The 19,686-nt window shown below is 59.3% G+C and carries 16 protein-coding genes; 10 read left to right on the top strand and 6 right to left on the bottom strand.

Translation table 11 applies throughout. The annotated features are described in order from the left end of the window. Positions 1–10: 10 nt before the first annotated feature. The 3 genes from accB to arfB all read right to left on the bottom strand — a co-directional run bounded on the left by accB (position 11) and on the right by arfB (position 1,468). Entirely contained in the window at positions 11–439 is a 429-nt protein-coding gene (gene accB / locus HC757_RS15745; protein ID WP_169565397.1) for an acetyl-CoA carboxylase biotin carboxyl carrier protein, read from the bottom strand. Positions 440–482: 43 nt separating this feature from the next. Next, complete coding sequence (gene aroQ, locus HC757_RS15750; RefSeq protein WP_169565338.1) at positions 483–935, bottom strand: type II 3-dehydroquinate dehydratase; 453 nt, start codon at positions 933–935, stop codon at positions 483–485. Positions 936–1,051: 116 nt separating this feature from the next. Continuing rightward, complete coding sequence (arfB, locus tag HC757_RS15755; RefSeq protein WP_169565398.1) at positions 1,052–1,468, bottom strand: alternative ribosome rescue aminoacyl-tRNA hydrolase ArfB; 417 nt, start codon at positions 1,466–1,468, stop codon at positions 1,052–1,054. 153 nt (positions 1,469–1,621) lie between these two features. On the opposite strand from arfB, the gene HC757_RS15760 reads away from it, so the two are divergent. The 5 genes from HC757_RS15760 (at position 1,622) to HC757_RS15780 (ending at position 7,266) form a co-directional block, all read left to right on the top strand. Further along, the gene (locus HC757_RS15760) at positions 1,622–1,987 is read left to right on the top strand and encodes a SpoIIAA family protein (protein ID WP_169565339.1); all 366 of its coding nucleotides are present in this window, start codon (positions 1,622–1,624) and stop codon (positions 1,985–1,987) included. A 94-nt stretch (positions 1,988–2,081) separates the two neighbouring features. Continuing rightward, positions 2,082–2,276: a DUF3012 domain-containing protein gene (locus tag HC757_RS15765; RefSeq protein ID WP_169565340.1), complete on the top strand. Its 195-nt coding sequence runs from the start codon at positions 2,082–2,084 to the stop codon at positions 2,274–2,276. Between the two features lie 91 nt (positions 2,277–2,367). Next, complete coding sequence (locus HC757_RS15770; protein ID WP_169565399.1) at positions 2,368–2,745, top strand: hypothetical protein; 378 nt, start codon at positions 2,368–2,370, stop codon at positions 2,743–2,745. Between the two features lie 144 nt (positions 2,746–2,889). Then, complete coding sequence (locus tag HC757_RS15775; protein WP_244623579.1) at positions 2,890–4,002, top strand: efflux RND transporter periplasmic adaptor subunit; 1,113 nt, start codon at positions 2,890–2,892, stop codon at positions 4,000–4,002. Positions 4,003–4,011: 9 nt separating this feature from the next. Beyond that, positions 4,012–7,266 carry an efflux RND transporter permease subunit gene (locus HC757_RS15780; protein WP_169565342.1) on the top strand — a complete coding sequence of 1,085 codons (3,255 nt, stop codon included), beginning with the start codon at positions 4,012–4,014 and terminating at the stop codon, positions 7,264–7,266. A 157-nt stretch (positions 7,267–7,423) separates the two neighbouring features. Here HC757_RS15780 and HC757_RS15785 read toward each other — a convergent pair whose 3' ends face one another. Then, on the bottom strand, positions 7,424–7,984 hold the full coding sequence (locus HC757_RS15785) for a phosphatase domain-containing putative toxin (protein WP_211164454.1): 561 nt from the start codon (positions 7,982–7,984) through the stop codon (positions 7,424–7,426). A gap of 84 nt (positions 7,985–8,068) precedes the next feature. On the opposite strand from HC757_RS15785, the gene HC757_RS15790 reads away from it, so the two are divergent. Together HC757_RS15790 and HC757_RS15795 are read left to right on the top strand one after the other, a co-directional pair. Next, positions 8,069–9,757, top strand: a complete 1,689-nt coding sequence (locus tag HC757_RS15790) for a hypothetical protein (protein WP_169565343.1) — start codon at positions 8,069–8,071, stop codon at positions 9,755–9,757. Positions 9,758–10,004: 247 nt separating this feature from the next. Beyond that, positions 10,005–12,314, top strand: coding sequence for an isoamylase (locus HC757_RS15795; RefSeq protein WP_169565344.1), 2,310 nt, complete (start codon positions 10,005–10,007; stop codon positions 12,312–12,314). A 64-nt stretch (positions 12,315–12,378) separates the two neighbouring features. Here the strand turns inward: HC757_RS15795 and HC757_RS15800 are convergent, their stop codons facing one another. Next, the gene (locus HC757_RS15800) at positions 12,379–14,331 is read right to left on the bottom strand and encodes a hypothetical protein (RefSeq protein ID WP_169565345.1); all 1,953 of its coding nucleotides are present in this window, start codon (positions 14,329–14,331) and stop codon (positions 12,379–12,381) included. 225 nt (positions 14,332–14,556) lie between these two features. Beyond that, positions 14,557–15,576 carry a response regulator gene (locus HC757_RS15805; RefSeq protein WP_169565346.1) on the bottom strand — a complete coding sequence of 340 codons (1,020 nt, stop codon included), beginning with the start codon at positions 15,574–15,576 and terminating at the stop codon, positions 14,557–14,559. Positions 15,577–15,740: 164 nt separating this feature from the next. Here HC757_RS15805 and uvrD point away from each other — a divergent pair, with 164 nt between their 5' ends. The 3 genes from uvrD (at position 15,741) to HC757_RS15820 (ending at position 19,663) form a co-directional block, all read left to right on the top strand. After that, entirely contained in the window at positions 15,741–17,918 is a 2,178-nt protein-coding gene (uvrD, locus tag HC757_RS15810) for a DNA helicase II (RefSeq protein WP_169565347.1), read from the top strand. A gap of 110 nt (positions 17,919–18,028) precedes the next feature. Continuing rightward, complete coding sequence (gene ubiA, locus HC757_RS15815; RefSeq protein ID WP_169565401.1) at positions 18,029–18,898, top strand: 4-hydroxybenzoate octaprenyltransferase; 870 nt, start codon at positions 18,029–18,031, stop codon at positions 18,896–18,898. A 468-nt stretch (positions 18,899–19,366) separates the two neighbouring features. Then, positions 19,367–19,663 carry a hypothetical protein gene (locus tag HC757_RS15820; RefSeq protein ID WP_169565348.1) on the top strand — a complete coding sequence of 99 codons (297 nt, stop codon included), beginning with the start codon at positions 19,367–19,369 and terminating at the stop codon, positions 19,661–19,663. Positions 19,664–19,686: the final 23 nt, after the last annotated feature.

Below are 19,686 nucleotides of genomic sequence, written 5' to 3' on the forward strand. Positions count from 1 at the left end.
TCGGCCCGGGTTATTCCAGGATGAACAGGGGTTGGTCGAACTCGACCGCTTCGCCGCTCTGCACCAGTATCGCCTTGACCGTGCCGGCGGCGTCGGCCTGGATCTGATTCATCATCTTCATCGCCTCTATTATGCCCAGGGTGTCACCCTTGTCGACCTTCTGGCCCACTTCGACGAATGCCTTGGCCTCTGGGCTCGGCGCCAGGTGGAAGGTGCCGACCATGGGCGCCAGCACCCTGTGGCCGGATGGCATGGGCGTCGCAGGCCGGCGTTGCTCGTCCGCCTCCTCCCTGCCGTCCTTGTCGCCTGTGGCCGCCACCGGCTTGAGGCCATTGCCGCTGCGGATCCGAATCGAGTCTTCGCCTTCGGTGATCTCCAGCTCGGCAATGCCGGATTCCTGTACCAATTCTATGAGTTTCTTTACTTTACGTATGTCCATCGTCATCGATGCTTTCCTTGTGCGGCAAAATGCCAGCCTGCTTTCAGGCCGGCGCTTGGGTCTTGAGATGGGCCAGTGCCGCATCCAGCGCATACTGGTAGCCCCTGGCGCCCAGGCCACAGATCACTCCTATTGCCTTGTCGGAGAAATAGGAGTGCTGCCGGAATGGCTCGCGGGCATGCACATTCGACAGATGTACTTCTATGAAGGGCAGGGCGACGCCGAGTAAGGCATCCCTCAGGGCCACGCTGGTGTGGGTGAAGGCCGCCGGATTGATGATCACGAAATCGGCCTGGGTAGCATGAATGGCGTCGATCAGTTCATGCTCGGCATTGGACTGGATATGTTCCAGGCTGGCGCCGGCTGCCGTCGCCGCCTGTTGCAGCTCGGCCACTATCTGCGCCAGGGTGTGATGGCCATAATGGCCCGGCTCGCGGCGCCCGAGCAGGTTGAGATTGGGGCCGTTGACTAAGAGTATCTTGGCTTGGCTATTCATGTTCTATTTCCTTTCAAAACCTATTCGTTGGCTGATGTGGCGCCGGCTGTGGCGCTGTCTTTGGTTGCAACAAGACCCGCCCCTCTGTCGCCTCCCAAGCTTAGTGCCGATAGCCTTCAGTCATGGGATTTCTGTTGGCGCATGGCCTTGGTGGCCCCCCTCTGCTTCTTGCTCTCCAGTCGCCTGAGCTGGCTGCCGCGGGTCGCCTTGGTGGCGAGGCGTTTCTTCTGCACTTCGCCGACGCTGGCCACCAGGGCGATAAACTGCTCCAGCGCCGTCTGGCGGTTGGCATCCTGGCTGCGACTGGCCTGGCATTTGATGATGATCTTGCCGCTCTTGGTGATCCTGTGATCTGCCTTCTGCAGCAGCCGGGTCTGGTAAAACTCGGGCAGAGACGAGCCCTTGATATCGAAGATCAGCTGGGCGGCGGTGGAGACCTTGTTCAGGTGTTGGCCACCGGCACCGCTGGAGCGGATGAATTGCCACTCTATCTCATTGTCCTGAATCTCTACCCGGTTGGAGATTTTTATCATGGTCATCTTAAACACTTTTTTCGGTTAACGGCTATCGGGTGCTGCTGGATGATTTATGCTTATGGCCCGCAAGCGAATTTGCTATCATCCGCCATGGGTTGCTTGCTTATGTCTCTGAGCGGCACGGCCAATTTTCCGATATGGAGTCGCCCTATGTTATGCCAAATCCCGGATATTGCTAAGGGAGTTATCAGTCTTTTTGCCAGTGGTCGCCTTTCCGCCGCGGATTACCGCACCCGCTTGCTGCCTGCCATCAAGCGCTATCGTGAGCATTGGGGCCAGGTCTGTCTCTACATAGAGGCGGATGTGTTGCTCGAAGGCTGGGAGCTGCAATCGCTGAGCGGTTGTGGTGAAGTCCAGCTGCCCGACTTCGATGTCCTGGTGTTTGTCGGAGGTCCGGACTGGGTCGGCAATGCGGTGCGCTTGCTCGGGCCTTTCATTCAGGCCGAGGTCGCCTGGTTCCCGCTGGAGCAGAAAAATCTGGCCTTGAGCTGGCTTGCCAAGCGATCCCGGGTATAGTTTTTCATTCAAGGGTGTTATTTTATGGCTGGCGCATCCGGCCCCATTTTATTTTTTCAGCTATTGATAGGCTACCAAGCCATGAGGATTTTTTATGAGATTATTTAACCTGGTTTCTGGCGCCCGGCTGGGCACTGCGGCATTGGCCCTGACCCTGGTTGCCGGCCTGAGCGCCTGCGCCCCCGAAGTGGGCAGCGATGCCTGGTGTAAACAGATGAAGGAAAAGCCGTCCGGTGACTGGACGACCAATGAAGCCAAAGATTACGCCAAGCACTGCGTCTTTAAATAATTCACCCGCATCATGCGCTGCCGGTGGCGGTGCATAGATGCCAGGAGGGGGCTGTTTGCCAAGGTTGTTTTCGAGGTCATTCCACTCTAGCATCAGCATGCTGCTGCTCGCCCTTGTGCTGCTGCAATTTGCCGGCGCCAATCTGGGCGCGCATCAGCTGCATCCTGGAAATGCCCGGGAAGAGGCCGACAACCACCCTCATCTTCAGTTCAGTGTCCTGACGGACGGTCAAGCTATCGCCCTTGCCGGCCAGGCCGCTAGCCATGAGCCCGGCAATGGGGCTACTGCACAGACAGCAACCCAGGTGTACGATCTCTGCCTCGACTGCCAGTGTCATGGCGGTCATGTGACCCTGGTGTCCGCGCCGGCCCTGGCCTTGAGCCAGGTCCCCCTGGATAATCCCAATGCCAGGGTTGAAGCTTACTTACCCCCGGACGCGAGTCCGAGTTACCGCCCTCCCATCGCCTGAGTTTTCATTTCCACGTATTTCGGCAGGCATCCCCGCCGACATTCTTGTCGTTACTCGCCATGAATGTCCGGACTGGGCCAGGTTTGTTGCCCAGTTCCCAGCGGCTGCCTGTCATCACCCAGAATTGAATTTTTAGGATATGCGATGAAATACCTTATTCTCGTCGGTGGCTTGCTGACATTTCCCGCGCTGGCGGCACAAGAACACGCCGATGTCGGGCCAGCAACCGCCCACGCGGCAGCGAATGATGAACAACCCCATGCCCTGGTGCTCTCGGCGCAACAACGTGAACTCGCCGGCATCAGGGTGCAGGCGTTGGCGCCCAGGGCATTCAGCCTGGACAAGGTTGCCAGCGTCACCCTGGTGGCCGACAGGGACGCCACCCTGACTCTGGCGCCCCAGTTGGAGGTGCGGGTGTTGGCGCGCCATGTGGTGCCGGGCCAGGAGGTGAAGGCGGGCGCGCCTCTGCTGACCCTGGGCGGGGCCGCAGTGGCGCAGGCGCAGGCCGATTATATCAACGCCGCCGCCGAGTGGGACAGGATACGCCGCATGGCCGAAGGGGCCGTCAGTGCCAGCCAGCGGATGCAGACCCGGGTCGATGCCGAGCTGAAGCGGGCCATACTCGAGGCGCTCAAGATGACGCCGGCACAGATAGCCGCGCTGGCGCTATCCCCCGAAAGCATAGGCCAATACCTGTTGTTGGCGCCGATAAGCGGCAGGGTGCAGCAGGACAAGGCCGTTTTGGGGCAGGTCAGTGCCGCGGGCAATGCCCTGCTGCAGCTGACAGATGAGTCCAGGCTCTGGGCCGAGGCGCAGCTGAGCGCCAGCCAGGCGGCCGATCTCAGGATAGGCACCGAGGCGCTGCTCAGGGTGGGCGACGCCAGCCTGACGGCCAAGATCATCGGTCGCTCCCATGAGCTGGACAGTCTCACCCGCACCGAGGCCGTGCTGCTGAGCCTGGCCAACGCCGGCCATGGCCTGCATGCCGGGCAGTTCGGCGAGCTGTATTTGCCGGGTGCCGAACGCGAGGGCCTGGTGTTGCCGGATGCGGCCCTGACCCGGGGCGGCGATGGCGACTGGCAAGTCTTCATAGAGACGGCCGAGGGCTTCGAAGCGCTCGAGGTCGAGGTGCTGCAACGCCAGAGGGGGATGAATCTGGTGACCGGCCTGCCGCCGGGCAGCAGGGTGGTCATGGCCGGCGCCTTCCTGTTGGCGTCCGAACTGGCCAAGGCCGGTTTCAGCGTACACAACCACTAGGAGGCGGCCATGTTGCATCAAATCATAGCGGTCGCCATCCGCCAGCGTCTGCTGGTGCTGCTGGCATTGGTTGCCATAGGACTGGGTTGCGGTTTCATCTTGCCCAGGCTCAATCTGGATGCCTTCCCCGATGTCACCAATGTGCAGGTGACGGTCAACACGGCCGCCGAAGGCCTGGCGGCCGAGGAAGTGGAGAAGCTCATCAGCTACCCGGTAGAGTCGGCCATGTATGCCTTGCCGGCCGTGACCGAGGTGCGCTCCCTGTCGCGCACCGGCCTGTCGATAGTGACTGTGGTGTTCGCCGAAGGCACAGACATCTACTTCGCCCGCCAGCAGGTGTTCGAGCAACTGGCGAGCGCCAGGGAGATGATCCCCCGGGGACTCGGGGTGCCAGAGATAGGCCCAAATACCTCGGGCTTGGGGCAGATCTACCAGTACATACTCAGAGCCGCGCCCGGGTCGGGAATAGATGCGGCCGGGCTTCGTAGCCTGAATGATTACCTGGTGAAGCTCATTCTCATGCCTGTGTCCGGGGTGACGGATGTATTGTCATTCGGCGGCGAGGTGCGCCAATACCAGGTGCGGGTCGATCCCAACAGACTGCGCAGTTACGATCTGACCCTGGCCCAGGTGACTGAGGCGTTGCAGAGCAATAACCGCAACGCCGGCGGCTGGTTTATGACCCAGGGCCAGGAACAGCTGGTCGTGCGCGGCTATGGCCTCTTGCCCGCCGGCCAAGCCGGGCTGGATGCCATAGCCCAGACTCCCCTGACTCAGGTGGATGGCACCCCCATCAGGATCGACGATGTCGCCCGGGTGGAATTCGGCAGCGAGATCCGGGTCGGCGCCGTGACCATGACCCGGCGCGATGGGGCCGGTGTGCCCCAACAGCTGGGGGAGGTGGTCGCCGGCGTGGTGCTCAAGCGGATGGGGGCCAATACCAAGGCCAGCATAGAAGATATAGACGCCAGAGTCGCCATGATAACAGCGGCCTTGCCCCAGGGGGTGTCGTTCGAGGTATTTTACGACCAGGCCCGGCTGGTGGAACAGGCGGTGGCGACGGTGCGCGATGCCCTGTTGCTGGCCTTCGTGTTTATCATAGTCATACTGGCCTTGTTTCTGCTGAATGTCCGCGCCACCCTCTTGGTGCTCCTGTCCATCCCTGTCTCCATAGGCCTGGCCTTGATGTTGATGGCCTATTTCGGCATGTCGGCGAACCTCATGTCACTCGGTGGCCTGGCGGTCGCCATCGGCATGCTGGTCGACGGCTCAGTGGTCATGGTGGAGAATATCTTCAAACACCTGACGTCGCCAACCGGGCCAAGGCCAAGCCGTGATTCCCTGGGTTCCGGCGTCGTCATGGGCGTCCTGTCGGCGGCGAGGGAGGTCTGCAGCCCCATCTTCTTCGCCACCGCCATCATAATACTGGTGTTCGCCCCCCTGTTCGCTTTGGAAGGGGTCGAAGGCAAGCTATTCCAGCCCATGGCCGTCAGCATAATACTGGCGATGATATCCGCGCTGCTGGTGGCCCTGATTGTTGTCCCCGCCTTGGCCGTGTACCTGTTTCAACCCGGCCGCTTTGTGGGGGCCGTGGTGGCAAGGGAGAGTCCGTTGCTGAGGCCGCTGGAACTGGGTTATCGCCGCCTGCTGAGCCTTACCCTGGCCAAGCCCAGGCTGGTGAGCCTGGTTGCGCTGATCGCCTTCGTCGGCGCCATGGCGCTGGTGCCGCGTCTGGGCACTGAGTTTGTTCCCGAGCTCGAGGAAGGCACCATCAACCTGAGGGTCACCCTGGCGCCGACCGCGAGCCTCGACACTTCGCTCGAGGTGGCCCCCAAGCTGGAGGCCCTGCTGCTGGAATTTCCCGAGGTGGAGTATGCCCTGAGCCGCATAGGCGCGCCGGAACTGGGGGGCGATCCCGAACCTGTGAGCAACATAGAGATCTACCTAGGCCTCAAGCCGCTCGCCGACTGGCAATCGGCCAAGAGTCGGCTCGCGTTGCAGCGGCTGATGGAGGAGAAGCTGAGCATTTTCCCCGGATTACTCTTCACCTTCTCCCAGCCGATCGCGACCCGGGTCGATGAATTGCTGTCCGGGGTCAAGGCCCAGCTGGCGATCAAGATCTTCGGCCCGGACCTGGCGCTGCTGTCGGAGAAGGGGCAGCGGCTGACCGAGCTGGTCAGGGGGATTGCCGGAGCCGTCGATGTGTCTCTGGAGCAAGTCAGCGGCGAGGCCCAGCTGGTGATCCGCCCCAGGCGTGAATTGCTCGCCCGCTACGGCATCAGCGTGGATCAGCTGATGAACCTGGTCAGCCAGGGCATAGGCGGGGCGAGCGCCGGCCAGGTGATAGAGGGCAACGCCAGGTATGACATCAATGTGCGCCTGGCGGCCGATTATCGCAGCGCCCCGGATGTGTTGCAGGACCTGCTGCTGACGGGGGCCAAGGGCGCGAGTGTCAGGCTGGGGGACGTGGCCAGCGTGGCGGTCGAGATGGCGCCGCCCAACATCCGCCGCGACGATGTGCAGCGCCGGGTGGTGGTACAGGCCAATGTCGCCGGCCGCGACATGGGCTCTGTGGTGCAGGACATCTATGCCCTGCTGCCCAAGCTTGAGCTGCCTGCGGGTTATACCCTGATGGTCGGTGGCCAGTATGAGAATCAGCTGCGGGCGCAGCAGAAACTGATGTTATTGGTACCCGTGTCGGTCGGCTTGATCGCCCTCCTGCTGTATTTCTCCTTCGGATCGCTCAAGCAGGTGGGCCTCATCATGGCCAACGTCCCCCTGGCCCTGATAGGGGGCGTGCTCGCCCTGTATGGCAGCGGCACTTACCTGTCTGTGCCCAGCGCCATAGGTTTCATCACCCTGTTCGGGGTGGCGGTGCTGAATGGGGTGGTGCTGGTGGATGCGATCAACCAGCGCCGGCGCAGCGGCGAAGCCCTGGTTGTCAGCGTATATGAAGGCACGGTCGGGCGGCTGCGGCCTGTGTTGATGACGGCACTGACCTCGGCATTGGGGCTGCTCCCCATCCTGGTGTCTTCCGGGGTGGGCAGTGAGATCCAGCAGCCCCTGGCCGTGGTGATCCTGGGTGGCCTGCTCAGCTCGACCGCCCTGACCCTGCTGGTGTTGCCTACCTTGTACCTCAGGCTCTATCGCGGCGCGCAGCACGCGCACGCGGCCGAGCCTGAGCTTAAACAAGAGCTTAAACAAGAGCTTGAGCCAGGAGCTAAGCCAGAGCCTAAGCCAGAGCCGGCCGCAGTCCAGGCCTGAGTCTCAAGCCGGCATTGAGCCGAGCGAACCGGAAGCAGAAAAGGAGCCCAGGCTCCTTTTTTCTTGCCTGACAGGCGAGGGCGCCGCTGCTGCCGATCACAAGCACAACTCAGGCCATTCATGTGCTCTATGGCTGAGGCAGGTGTTTGGGGCGCTATCAGAGCCGTTCCAGGGTGTCGACCAGGTTCGAGTAGATCGAATGGAAGCCATAACCGCCATGGAGCAACTCATCTATGGCCACCTGCTTGCTCCAGCCCTGTTTCAGGATGCGATAGGCGGCGACTACGGCACCGGTTCGGTCCGAACCATGCCAGCAGTGGACCAGGACAGGGCCATCCAGACTGTCTATCAGGGCAACGGCCTGGCGTAATTGTGTGGTGCTGATGTCGCCGGCATCCATCGCCAGTTTATGGAGTGTCAGCCCGCTGCCTTGGGCGGGTTTGGCATCCGAGTGATAATTTCTCAGATTCAGTACATGTTTGATGCCCAGGCGCTGCAATTGTTGAAAGCCGGCGGCGGTAGGCTGGGCGCATCTCAGCAGTTTGTCATCCACGGTGAAACAATTTTCCAGCGCTGTCATAGGCAGAGGCTGAGCCCATTGCTGTGGTCGGTGCTGCGGTGCAATGGCCTGGGTGCTGCATGCGTTCAGTATCAGACAGGACACCAGGCCGAACAGGAGACAGCAAAGCGGATGCCGAGATGCCAAGATATTGATCAAAATAAGGATCCTAAGAGGCCAATGCTATTTACCTCGGCTCGCTAGCCTGGGTATACTCCCGTGTTAAATTAAAGTTAATTGGCTATGAAATCAATGATTATCAATACAGGCTACCCTCGACTGGGCGCCATTTTGCTCAGTACGCTGTTGTTATGCTCGATGGCCGGCTGCGCCAGCAAGGGCAAGCAGCCCAAGGCGATGCCACCCACGCCGAGCTTTGGGCCGCCCAAGATCATCCAGATGCGGGATATAGGGGCCATAGCTCCGACGGGAAATAGCGTCGCCGACATGGCTTCGGACGGTAACATCTACCCGGGAGAATGGCTCGCCATCGAGGGGAAATTCATAGCCGAGAGCCAATTTCAGATAGATGGCCAGACCCTGGTGCCTGCACACCTCGCGGCCAACGCTATGTTGGTGCGGGTGCCCGCCGGCCTGTCACCGGTCAAGCTGCATAAGCTGGTGCTGAGCAATGCACATGGCACAGCTACGAAAGAGTTCCATACCAGGCACTATATTGCCGCCACAGACACGGACGAGAACCGACTGCACTTTTTGCGCACAGATCCCGCCACCAGGGGCTACATAGAGATGGACAGCGCCTACGGGATGGAATTGACGCAGAAGCGGGCGCTGTTGTCGCAGATTTCCCCCAGCCATGGTTTTCTCTACTCCTTCGGCATAATCTCGAAAGAAAAAGTCTCGAAAGAAAAAGTCTCGAGGGAAAAAGCCTCGAAAGAAAATACTGCAACGGGAACAGGCATGGCTTACAAGGTGTCGTTGCAGACGATTCATCTGGCGGCTGCCGGTATGCCGGCGGTCATAGACGAGACTGAAATAACCCTGTCCTCGCAGCCGACCTCGGTCAGCATGGACGACAAAGGGCGCCTGGTGTTGCTCGGCGCCCGGGATCTGGTGTTTATCGATGTCAGTGAAGAAACCCATCCCAAGATCATGGCCAAACTTGCCTTGCCTGCGACCAGCGGCAAGGAGCTGTATATGGATGCCTTATTCCTGAACCAGGGCAAGCATCTTGCCCTGATGGAGACGACCCAGAACCGGCTGCTGATCTATGACATAGCAGATCTGGCCCGGCCTGCTTTAGTGGCACAGCAACGAGTGTATCCCAAGGCAGATATGCCCATGTTGGTGGATATTCTGGCCGATCCTGCCCGGTCCAATCGCTTCTGGGTACTGGCCGGTGCCAATCTGCGGATCTTGGACGAACAGCTGCGAGACCTCTATAGCCGGGTAATGGATGGCTCTCAGGCCGATGAGGCGCATGAGGTGTCGGAGCAGCTCATCGCCTTCGAATTCGAGGACGGTGCGCTTATCCAGGGGAAAACCCTAGACTTGCCGGAAAATTTCGTGCCCTTCTTCGGCATATCCGGCCCGGATAAGCGCCTCTATGTGTCGGGTTTTAACGGTGAATTTTTGGATTTCAAAACCCTGACCCTGGACATGGCACTGGTGAAGAATATGTTCTTGAGCCTGGTTAACACAGTGCAGTTCGGCCGCATTCTGGCGATCGATCCTGAGTCGGGGCAGATACAAAATCAGGCGCAGGGGCTGGGGCTCTACTATCACCTCGATTATATGCCGGATCTTGGCCCCGTATATGCGCTGTATAAGCTCTCGGGGAAGATGTTTGCGCCCTTCGTCAAGGTCAAATGGGGCATAGGCGTCAGCAGCAGGGGCACCTTCTCGATCCGCGATGGCAGTGCCAACTCCATCTTTCCTCCCTATTCCGTCGGCTATATCAGCCTGCAATAAACCCAGCCTGATCTGCACGCGGGATAACTTAAGCCCGCCAGCCGAATCATCGCAATTTGCCTTGATTCGGCTGCGCCCGTGCTCCTAGCACAGGCGTATGAATCTATTGTGATTTCTTCAGGTTCTATCCTTGTTTTCCTGCGCGCACTTCCTGGTTTCTGCGTATGAATACGTATGCAGTAGATTGTGGTTGTTTATTTTTTGTTAAATATTGGGCCCAGGTAATCAACAACAAGAGATAATAATAATGCCTGCCTTTACCCCTGAGTTTTGTGTCCGCCTCTGCCTGGCACTGTCCCTGATGCTGGTTTCATGGACAGGTTCCGCCGCCATCGACTCCCATGCGCTGGGGGCGAGTTACAGCCAAGATCTGCAACGCATAGATTTCAACCTCTATTCGGCCAACGCCAGCCGCATCGAGCTGGCGCTGTTCAATCAGGCCAGTGGTCAGGCCGAGGTCGCCACCTATCTGCTCAGCAAGGATGCGCAAAACATCTGGTCGATTTCCCTGCCGGTGGCGCAGCTGGACCCGCGCTTGAGTGGCACCATCTACTATGGCTATCGGGCCTGGGGCCCCAATTGGCCCTATCAGGCCGGCTGGCAGAGGGGCAGCCTGACGGGTTACATAAGTGATGTGGATGCCGATGGCAACCGCTTCAATCCCAATAAGTTATTGTCGGATCCCTATGCCAGGGAAATCAGCCATGATCCGGCCAATCCTGTCTGGCAGGATGGCACCGTCTACGCCAGCGGCGCCTTTCGCCAGCTGGACAGCACCCTGGTCGCCCCCAAGGGGATAATACTCCAGCCGGACGGCCAGAGCGTCGGGGTGAAACCTGCCAGGGCCTTGAAAGACGACATAGTCTACGAGGTCAATGTGCGCGGCCTGACCATGGAGGATCAGGCCATCGCCGCCCAATATCGCGGCACCTACAAGGGCGCGGCGCTCAAGGCGGATTATCTGGCGAGCCTTGGGGTCACGGCCGTGGAGTTCCTGCCGGTGCAGGAGACCCAGAACGATACCAACGATCTGGACCCCAGCTCGACCCAAGGGGATAACTACTGGGGTTACATGACCTTGAATTATTTCGCGCCGGACAGACGCTACGCCAGCGACAAGTCCGCCGGTGGCCCGACCCGGGAGTTCAAGGCCATGGTGAAGGCCTTCCACGATCGCGGCATCAAGGTGATGATCGACGTGGTCTATAACCACACGGGGGAGGGCGGAGCCTGGTATGCCGGCGACAGCAGCACCTATAACTTGTACTCCTGGCGCGGGCTGGACAACAGCAGTTACTATTCTCTGACTGCCGACAAACAACATTCCTGGGATAACACCGGCGTCGGCGGTAACTACAACACGGTCAACCCAGTGGCCCAGGATCTTATCGTCGATTCTCTGGCCTACTGGAGCAATGATCTGGGGGTCGATGGCTTTCGTTTCGACCTGGCCTCCGTCTTGGGCAATACCTGTGAGCATGGCTGTTTCAACTTCGACAAGATGGCGCCAAACAATGCCCTGAATCGCATCATAGCCGAATTCACCGAGCGGCCGTCGAGCGGCGGTGCCGGCATAGACTTCATCGCCGAACCCTGGGCCATAGGCGGCAATTCCTATCAGGTGGGCGGCTTCCCTGCCGGTTGGTCCGAGTGGAATGGTCTGTATCGCGATACCATACGCAAAGATCAGAACCAGCTGGGGCTGGAGGCCGTTACCCTGGGTCAGCTGGCCGACAAGCTCAGCGGCTCGGCCAGCCTGTATCAGGACGATGGCCGCAAGCCGGGCAATTCGGTCAACTTCCTCGTCGCCCACGATGGCTTTACCTTGAAGGATCTCTATTCCTGCAACGACAAGAATAACCTCCAGCCCTGGCCCTATGGCGAGTCGGATGGCGGCGACGACAATAACCACAGCTGGGATCAGGGCTGGGTCAACCAGGCTCAGCAGCAGCGCAAGGCCGCCCGCAACGGTTTCGCCCTGTTGATGCTCAGTGCCGGTACCCCCATGATGACGGGCGGCGACGAATATCTGCGTTCGCTGCAGTGCAACAACAACCCCTACAACCTGGATTCCGAGGCCAACTGGCTGAACTTCAACTGGAGCTCAGATCAAGCCAACTTCAATACGTTCGTTAAACGTTTGCTGGCCTTCAGAAAAGCCCATCCGGCGCTGCGTCCGGCCGACTTCTATCGGTCCTCTGACACCAATGCCAATGTGATGGAGCAGTTGCGCTGGTTCATGCCCAATGGCGCCGTGGCCGATGGCAACTACTTCAACGATGCTAACAACCATGCCATCGCCTATCGCATCGACGGCAGCGAATTCGGTGACAGCGCCTCCGCCATCTATGTCGCCTATAACGGCTGGTCGGATACGGTTAACTTCAGCCTGCCTTGGCCGGGCAATGGCAAGCAGTGGTACCGGGTGACAGATACCTCAAACTGGAATGAAGGCGCCGACACGGTCAAGGCGGCCGGCAGCGAAGACTATGTCGGCGGTGAATACAGCAACTATGGCCTCAACGGCCAGGCGCTGCTGTTGTTGATCGCCAAGTAGTGGCTCAAAAAACCTGAATAAAAAGCGCCGGACAGCGGAGGATGCTGCCCGGCAAAAGCCGATTTTATTGTCCGGCCGGCGTCAGCTCGCTCTGCCATAGAGACAGGTTGCCTGCGGCCCTCGTCAGTCCCAGCAGGACCCTGAGGTTGCCGGCGCCGGCATCACCCGTCAGGGGCGCCAGCGTCATCTGATGTGTACTGCCGTCCAGGTAGCTCAGCTCCAGGGTGCCGGCCGTGTTGATCCGCCAGCTGGCGTCGAACTGCGCCTGGCTGTAGATGTCGGTCACTGTGGCCGTCCCCTCAGAGTCTTCGCCCGGGGCGCTCGGGAAGGCGAGCTCCAGCGTGCTGCCGCACTCAGTCTCGCTGAAGTCGACCCGGCAACGTGATTCCGTGTCCTGGCCATAGATCAGATCCAAGCGCCAGGGGTGAGTCATCAGCATCTCGGCGCTGAAGCCGCTGAGATCCCGATTGGCGAAGATTTGCCCCAGGCTGGTGCCGGCCGCTTCCTTGGGTTGGTCTATCAACTCAGTGGTGAAACTGCCCACTCGGCTGAGGCCGAAGGCGTCCTCATCTGCTTCGTTGAACAGCAGATCGCCCCAAGGGGTGAGTCTCAGGGTGCCCTCGCTCTGCTCGGCCGTTTCTCCGGCGTCGAACAGACCATCTGGGCCATCGGTATCGACACTGGCAGAGAGGGTTCGATAGGCATTGCCGGTCAGGCTATAGCGGCCATATTCGCCGGACAAGGCCTGTGGGTTCAGGCCCTCATAGGCTTCGAGGTTGTTGGTATGCGCCAGCACATATTCACTGTCGGACAGGAAGATGACTATGCTGAGGTTGTCATCTTCGGGTTCGAACAGATGCCAGGCACCTACGAGGGGGTTGAGCGGGTCTATGATGCGACTGAAATCGACCGTATCGGCGGCCTCGTCAGCGAAAGTCAGGGTCAGGGTGCCGAGATCGACTTCGGCCTTGGTGACCGAGCTGCCGTCATCGTAGAGGCCGCCGGAGGCATCCGATTGGGCCAGCAGGCCGATGCCGATGGCCCCGGTATCGGGATCCCAGTCGTAGTGGCCATACTCCACCGAGCCGGCGGTCTGATCGCCGTCAGCGTCGGCATCACTATGCTCATGTATGATGAGGTAGCGGTCGGCGTCTATGAAGGTCAGTATGTTGCGTTTGCCTTCACCTTCGGATAATAACCAGCTGCCCAGCAACAGCTGACGCCTGGAGGCCTGATAGTGGGCCTTGGCCTGCTCCTCACTCACCAATGTCAGGCCGGTATTGGCAGCGGCCAATGCCGTATTCATGGCCGCATCGAAGCCGGCACTGGTGACATCGGCCTGGACATTGGCCAGGGCCAGGGCCAGTGTGAGCTCGGCCGGGATCTGGATGCCATTTTCCGGATCGCCGTCACCATCCAGGGTTTGCAACAGCTGGAGTATGTTGGTTTCTGTGACTTCCTCTCCGCCGGCGAGTTCGGTCGGGGTGATGAGTGCCGCGGCGGGAGCCGCGGGCAGGGTTATGCCGCCTATGTTGAAACTGATTTGTTCACCGCCCAGGAATTCAAATTCGCCGCTGGCCGAGGTGGTACCCGAATGACTGGGCGTTTGATAGCCAATACCCGCCACCGGACTGTCGCGAAATACCCCTGTGAGCACAGTGTCCTGGCAGCTGACCTCGGCGGCCATGGCATTGTCGGCGCTCAAATTGCCGCTGCCGTTGTTGACCTCGCAGTGCTGGCCGCTGGGTTGGGTCTGCACGCTGATCCCGAAGCCTGTGCCCTCATCCAGGGCCTGGGTGAAGCTGAAGTTCAGCGCTGCACCCGTGCCCGTGACTTCCTTGGACTCCTGAGGCTGCCCATTCTTGCTCAGCAGCAGTGTCATGGTGCCATTGAGGCCCTCGATCGTGCCGCCCAGGGTGAAGAGTTGGGTTTCATTCGATTTTCCATCGCTGCCACCGCAGCCGCTTAGGGTTAAGCTGCCGAGCAGCGAGAGTGTCACAAGCCGATTTACACGCATGGCGGGTTCCTTCTTTTAGTTTGGAATGTTCCTCGAGCATTGGCCTGTACCGGCTAACACTGTCCGCAGCAAGGTATAGCCCTTGACGAATCCAGTTGTCTTTGAAACCTTTTGATAAGAATTGAAACCATTAAAAATCAGCTAATTGCAGTTTTTTCTGGCGGGCGGAGACAGGCACGTTAGCTCTGGGGGGCGAATGCAGATTTCGGGTTAGCGAGTGAAGCGTTAAGCCTGGGGGCCGGCGCCATCGGCTTGGGTTGGCGGAGCGGCGCGTTGCAGTAAGGGTTGCAGCAAGAGGTATAAGGTCTCAGAGTCCACGGCTATGCCCTGGGCACCATGGGCCAGCACCAGCTTCCGCTGCGCCTCGGATGGCATTATGGTGTAGAGATATATAGGGGTGTGATTGCCGCCGGCGCGCACTGCCTGTGTCAGTTTTAAGCCTGCCAGCGGTTCCTCGCCCCGGCCCATGTCCGTGATGATGGCATCATACTTGTACATGGAGAGCAGCATCATGGCCTCTGCCGTGGTGCTTGTGATATAGACGGCCAGGTGATGGCGCTGCAGATATTGGCGTTCTGCCTCGTTGTTCTGTGGATGATCGTCTACCCAGAGAATACGCCCCTTGACCCCTTGGGGCTCACCTATCTCCAGCCTATCTCGTGTCTCGCCAGGCCAGAGTGCCATGCCGCCAAGCAGGGCGGCGAGCAGGCCGCCGGCGATGAGCGCCGGTCGCAGCAGGCGGCGATATGTTGCGGCGCTTGCCGAGGGAGGTGCAATTTGCTGCGCCGAAGAGCCGGCTCGCTGAGGCCGAGTCAAGCCGGCGTCGGCATGGCTCTCGACATAGTTTTCAGCATGGGTTTCGGCCTGGCTCTCGGCATAGGTTTCGGCATGGCTTTCGCTATTGGGCGCGGCATCCAGGACTGTGCCCGGCTGCAAACGGGTCGCGACTTCGTGGGACAGGCGATAACCCCGACCATGCAGCGTCTGGATTAGCGGCACCTCCAGCCCGGCGGCCTTGAATAGCTTGCGGCTGTCTGAAATCAACCTGGCAACCGACCAGTTGCTGACCACGGTATTGGGCCAGATCCTCTCCAGCAGCAAGGCCTGATCGCAGTGCGCCGGGTAAGCCTCAATCAAGAGCTCCAGCAGGCTGATCACCCGATCGTCACAGTTCATGGGTGTCCCGTTGCAACTTAGGCTGCGGCGGGTAATATCGATACTGAAGGCGTCGAATCGGTAATGCATGGCGATCCCGAATGAGTACGGCATGTTAATTAAATGTTGATTCGATATTGAAGCGCAAAGAGGACCCCAGAGTCAAATACGTTGTCGGGTTTTTAGTGGCGCAGGAGGGGCGCTCAGGGTGGGATTCTTCTGTTATAATGCCGGCTCATTTTTTGGAGGCGAGAATGGACGTATCTACTTTACTGGACGGCCTGAACGATAAACAGCGCGAAGCCGTGGCGGCGCCGCAGTCGAGCATGCTGGTGTTGGCGGGCGCAGGTAGTGGCAAGACCCGGGTCTTGACCCATAGGATCGCCTGGCTGATGCAGGTCGAACAGCAGAGTCCCTATTCCATTCTGGCGGTGACCTTCACCAACAAGGCCGCGGCCGAGATGCGCGAGCGGGTCGAGAAGGTCGCCGGCAGCAACATGGGACGCATGTGGATAGGCACCTTCCATGGCCTGGCCCACCGCTTGCTGCGCACCCACTTTCAGGACGCCGGTCTGCCCCAGAGCTTCCAGATCATAGACTCGGACGATCAGCTGCGGCTGCTCAAGCGTATCCTCAAGAGCCTGAACCTGGACGAGAAACAGTATCCACCGCGCCAGGCGGCGGGTTATATCAACGCCAAGAAAGATCAGGGCCTGAGACCCAAGCACATAGACGCCGGCGGCTTCCCCATAGAGCAGAACCTGCTGAAGATTTATCAGATCTACCAGGAGTCCTGCGATCGCGCCGGGCTGGTGGATTTTGCCGAAATTTTGCTGCGGGCCCACGAGCTGTGGCTCAACAAGCCGCACCTGCTGGCCCATTACCAGGACAGGTTCAAGCACATACTGGTGGACGAGTTCCAGGACACCAACGCCATCCAATACGCCTGGATCCGGGTGCTGGCGGGCAACACGGCCAACGTCATGATAGTGGGCGACGACGATCAGTCCATCTACGGCTGGCGCGGCGCCCAGGTGGAGAACCTGCACAGATTCCTCAAGGACTTCCCCTCGGCCAGCACCATACGCCTGGAGCAGAACTACCGTTCAACCGGCAATATTCTCAAGGCTTCCAACGAGCTGATCGCCAACAACCCCGACCGTATGGGCAAGGAGCTGTGGACCGACGACAAGGATGGCGAGCCCATCTCCCTCTACTGCGCCTTCAACGAGATGGACGAGGCGCGCTTCATCGTCGGCCGCATCAACGACTGGCAGGACAAGGGCGGCGCCTTGAGCGACTGCGCCATCCTCTATCGTTCCAACGCCCAGTCGCGGGTGTTGGAAGAAGCCCTGCTGCATAAGGGCCTGGCCTATCGCATCTACGGCGGCCTGCGTTTCTTCGAGCGTCAGGAAATCAAGGACGCCATGGGCTATCTGCGCCTCATCAATAACAAGGATGACGATGCCGCCTTCGAGCGGGTGGTCAACACCCCGCCACGCGGCATAGGCGATCGCACCCTGGACATACTGCGCAGCACCGCCCGCCAGCAGGACCTGACCCTGTGGCAGGCCTGTTTGCGGCTGCTGGAAGAGAAAGTGCTCGCCGGCCGCGCTGCCAACGCGGTGCGCGGCTTCATGGACTTGATAGTCACACTGCGTCAGGAAACGGAAGAACAGCCCCTGTATCGCATGGCGGATACTGTCATTCAGGCCTCTGGCCTCAAGGCCATGTACGAGGCGGAAAAAGGCGAGAAGGCCCACGCCCGTATCGAAAACCTCGAGGAATTGGTCACCGCGGCGCGCACCTTCGAGATGCCCGAGGAGCTGGAGGACATGGGCGAGCTCAACGCCTTCCTGTCCCACGCGGCGCTGGAAGCCGGCGAAGGCCAGGCCGACGCCTTCAGCGACGCGGTGCAGTTGATGACGCTGCATTCGGCCAAGGGACTGGAATTTCCCATGGTATTCATGGCCGGAGTGGAAGAGGGCATCTTCCCCAGCAAGATGGCGCTGGAAGAGGGCGACCGCCTCGATGAGGAACGCCGTCTCTGTTACGTGGGCATGACCCGCGCCATGCAGAAACTCTATATCACCTACGCCGAGTCGCGGCGCATCTATGGCCGCGAGGACTACGCCAGGCCATCGCGTTTCATCAAGGAGATCCCCGCCGAGTTTGTCGAGGAGATCCGCCTCAAGGCGCAGGTGTCCGTGCCCATGGCCAACAGCCGCTTCAGCAACCAGAGCAACGCCAGGAGTGCTGCCGGCAACGACACCGGGTTCAATGTCGGTCAGCGGGTGCGTCATCCCAAGTTCGGTGATGGCAAGGTCACCAATTTCGAGGGCAGCGGCGCCCAGGCCAGGGTGCAGGTGAGCTTCAGCGATTTCGGCAGCAAGTGGCTGATGGTGGCCTATGCCCGCCTGGAGGCCTGCTAGGCCCACGCCGCCGGCACGAAATCGACAGTAAGAAATCGACAGTAAGAAACTGGTGCTACTAGCTGATGTTTAAACAAAAATATAATAAAGCCGCAGGGAGCCGAATGAATATGAATGCCAAGTTGAGCGCCAAACTGGATGCCTACGCCCGCCTGTCGCGCATCGACAGGCCCATAGGCACCTTGCTGCTGCTCTGGCCCTGTTTGATGGCGCTGCTGTTGGCGGCGGGCGGCATGCCGGATCTCAAGGTGTTGTTGATCTTTGTCCTCGGCGTTTTCATCATGCGCGCCAATGGCTGCGTGATCAACGACTATGCCGACCGTAACCTGGATGCCCATGTGGAGCGCACCAAATCGCGGCCATTGGCCAGCGGCGAAGTCGGCAGCAAGGAGGCGCTGCTCCTGTTCCTGGTGCTCGGCCTGTTGGCGCTGGGCCTGGTGTTGCTGCTCAATCCCCTGGTGCTCAAGCTGTCCGTGGTCGGCATCATACTCACCATAGCCTATCCCTTCACCAAGCGGGTGACCAACATGCCGCAGATGTTCCTCGGCATTGTCTGGAGCTGGTCCATTCCCATGGCCTATGCGGCGCAGCTGGGCGAGGTGCCGCCCGAGGCCTGGTGGCTGTTTGCCGCCAATTGGTGCTGGACCGTGGCCTACGACACCATGTACGCCATAGTGGACAGGGATGATGACTTGAAAGTGGGCATCAAATCCACCGCCATACTGTTCGGTCGCTTCGACAGGCAGATCATCGGCGCCTTCCAGCTGGCCGCGCTCTTGTGCTTTGGCGCCGCAGGTCTCGCCGCCGACCGTGGCCTGACCTACGGCCTGGGACTGCTGGCCTTCACAGGCTTTGGCCTCTACCAGCAGCGGCTGATCTTCCGCCATGAGCGCGCCGCCTGCTTCAAGGCGTTTCTGAATAACAACTGGGCCGGCATGGGATTGTTTGTGGCGCTGGGCGCCGACTATCTGCTGGGCTGACAGCTGAGTCGGGTTCTGCTTAGGTCAGGTTTGTGGCCTGGGAGTGTATTTTTCAAACTGAGTTTGGATATAAAGCGCGGGCTTTCAGTGCCATCTTTAAAGAGCGTCGACCGAGAGGGGAGCAGCCATTCCCTCTTGCCTCTCTGTTTATCTGTTTATCTGTTTATCTGTTTACGTGAGTCCTTATCGCCCCGATTTTGTGGTATTCCCCGTGCTATGGGCCCTGAGTCAGCGCTTATTGCTTCCCATCCCGGGTTTACCTGGGGATTACAGCGGCTTGTGACGAAAGACGCTGATGGCTATGACTTGTATTTGGAGCATGGTTGGACAGGTAAACCAAGCCTTGAACTTCCCATTAAATTTAAGTAAGGGCTTGGAATTGAAGAAAGCCATGTAAAATGAGCTTAGGTAAGATAACCATACAAGTTGCTTGCGATTGTTGCGAGTGTGAGTTCATAAGGGAAAATAGTGAACAAACCTGATTACTCAACTTATTCGATGGAAGAGCTTCTCGACTGCCAGGAGATGATTGACAAAGAGGCGTGGCCTGAACGCTATCAAGAGATATTGGCTACAATCGAGCCAAAGGTTAGTGCAAGCCCATCGCAAGCCGCAGTGAATAAACGTATTCGCTTTGAGAATTTTTGCTACGAATTATCCAGAGAGTTATGCTGGAGCTTGAGTGATGAATTTTCATCTATTGCTTCACTCTTCTCTGAACATTACAGGAATAAGCTACCAAATGTGACCTTTCCCCTGAATTAGTACCAGTCATCCTGTGAGAATTC

The organism is Shewanella salipaludis (assembly GCF_012911865.1).
Lineage (GTDB): Bacteria > Pseudomonadota > Gammaproteobacteria > Enterobacterales > Shewanellaceae > Shewanella > Shewanella salipaludis.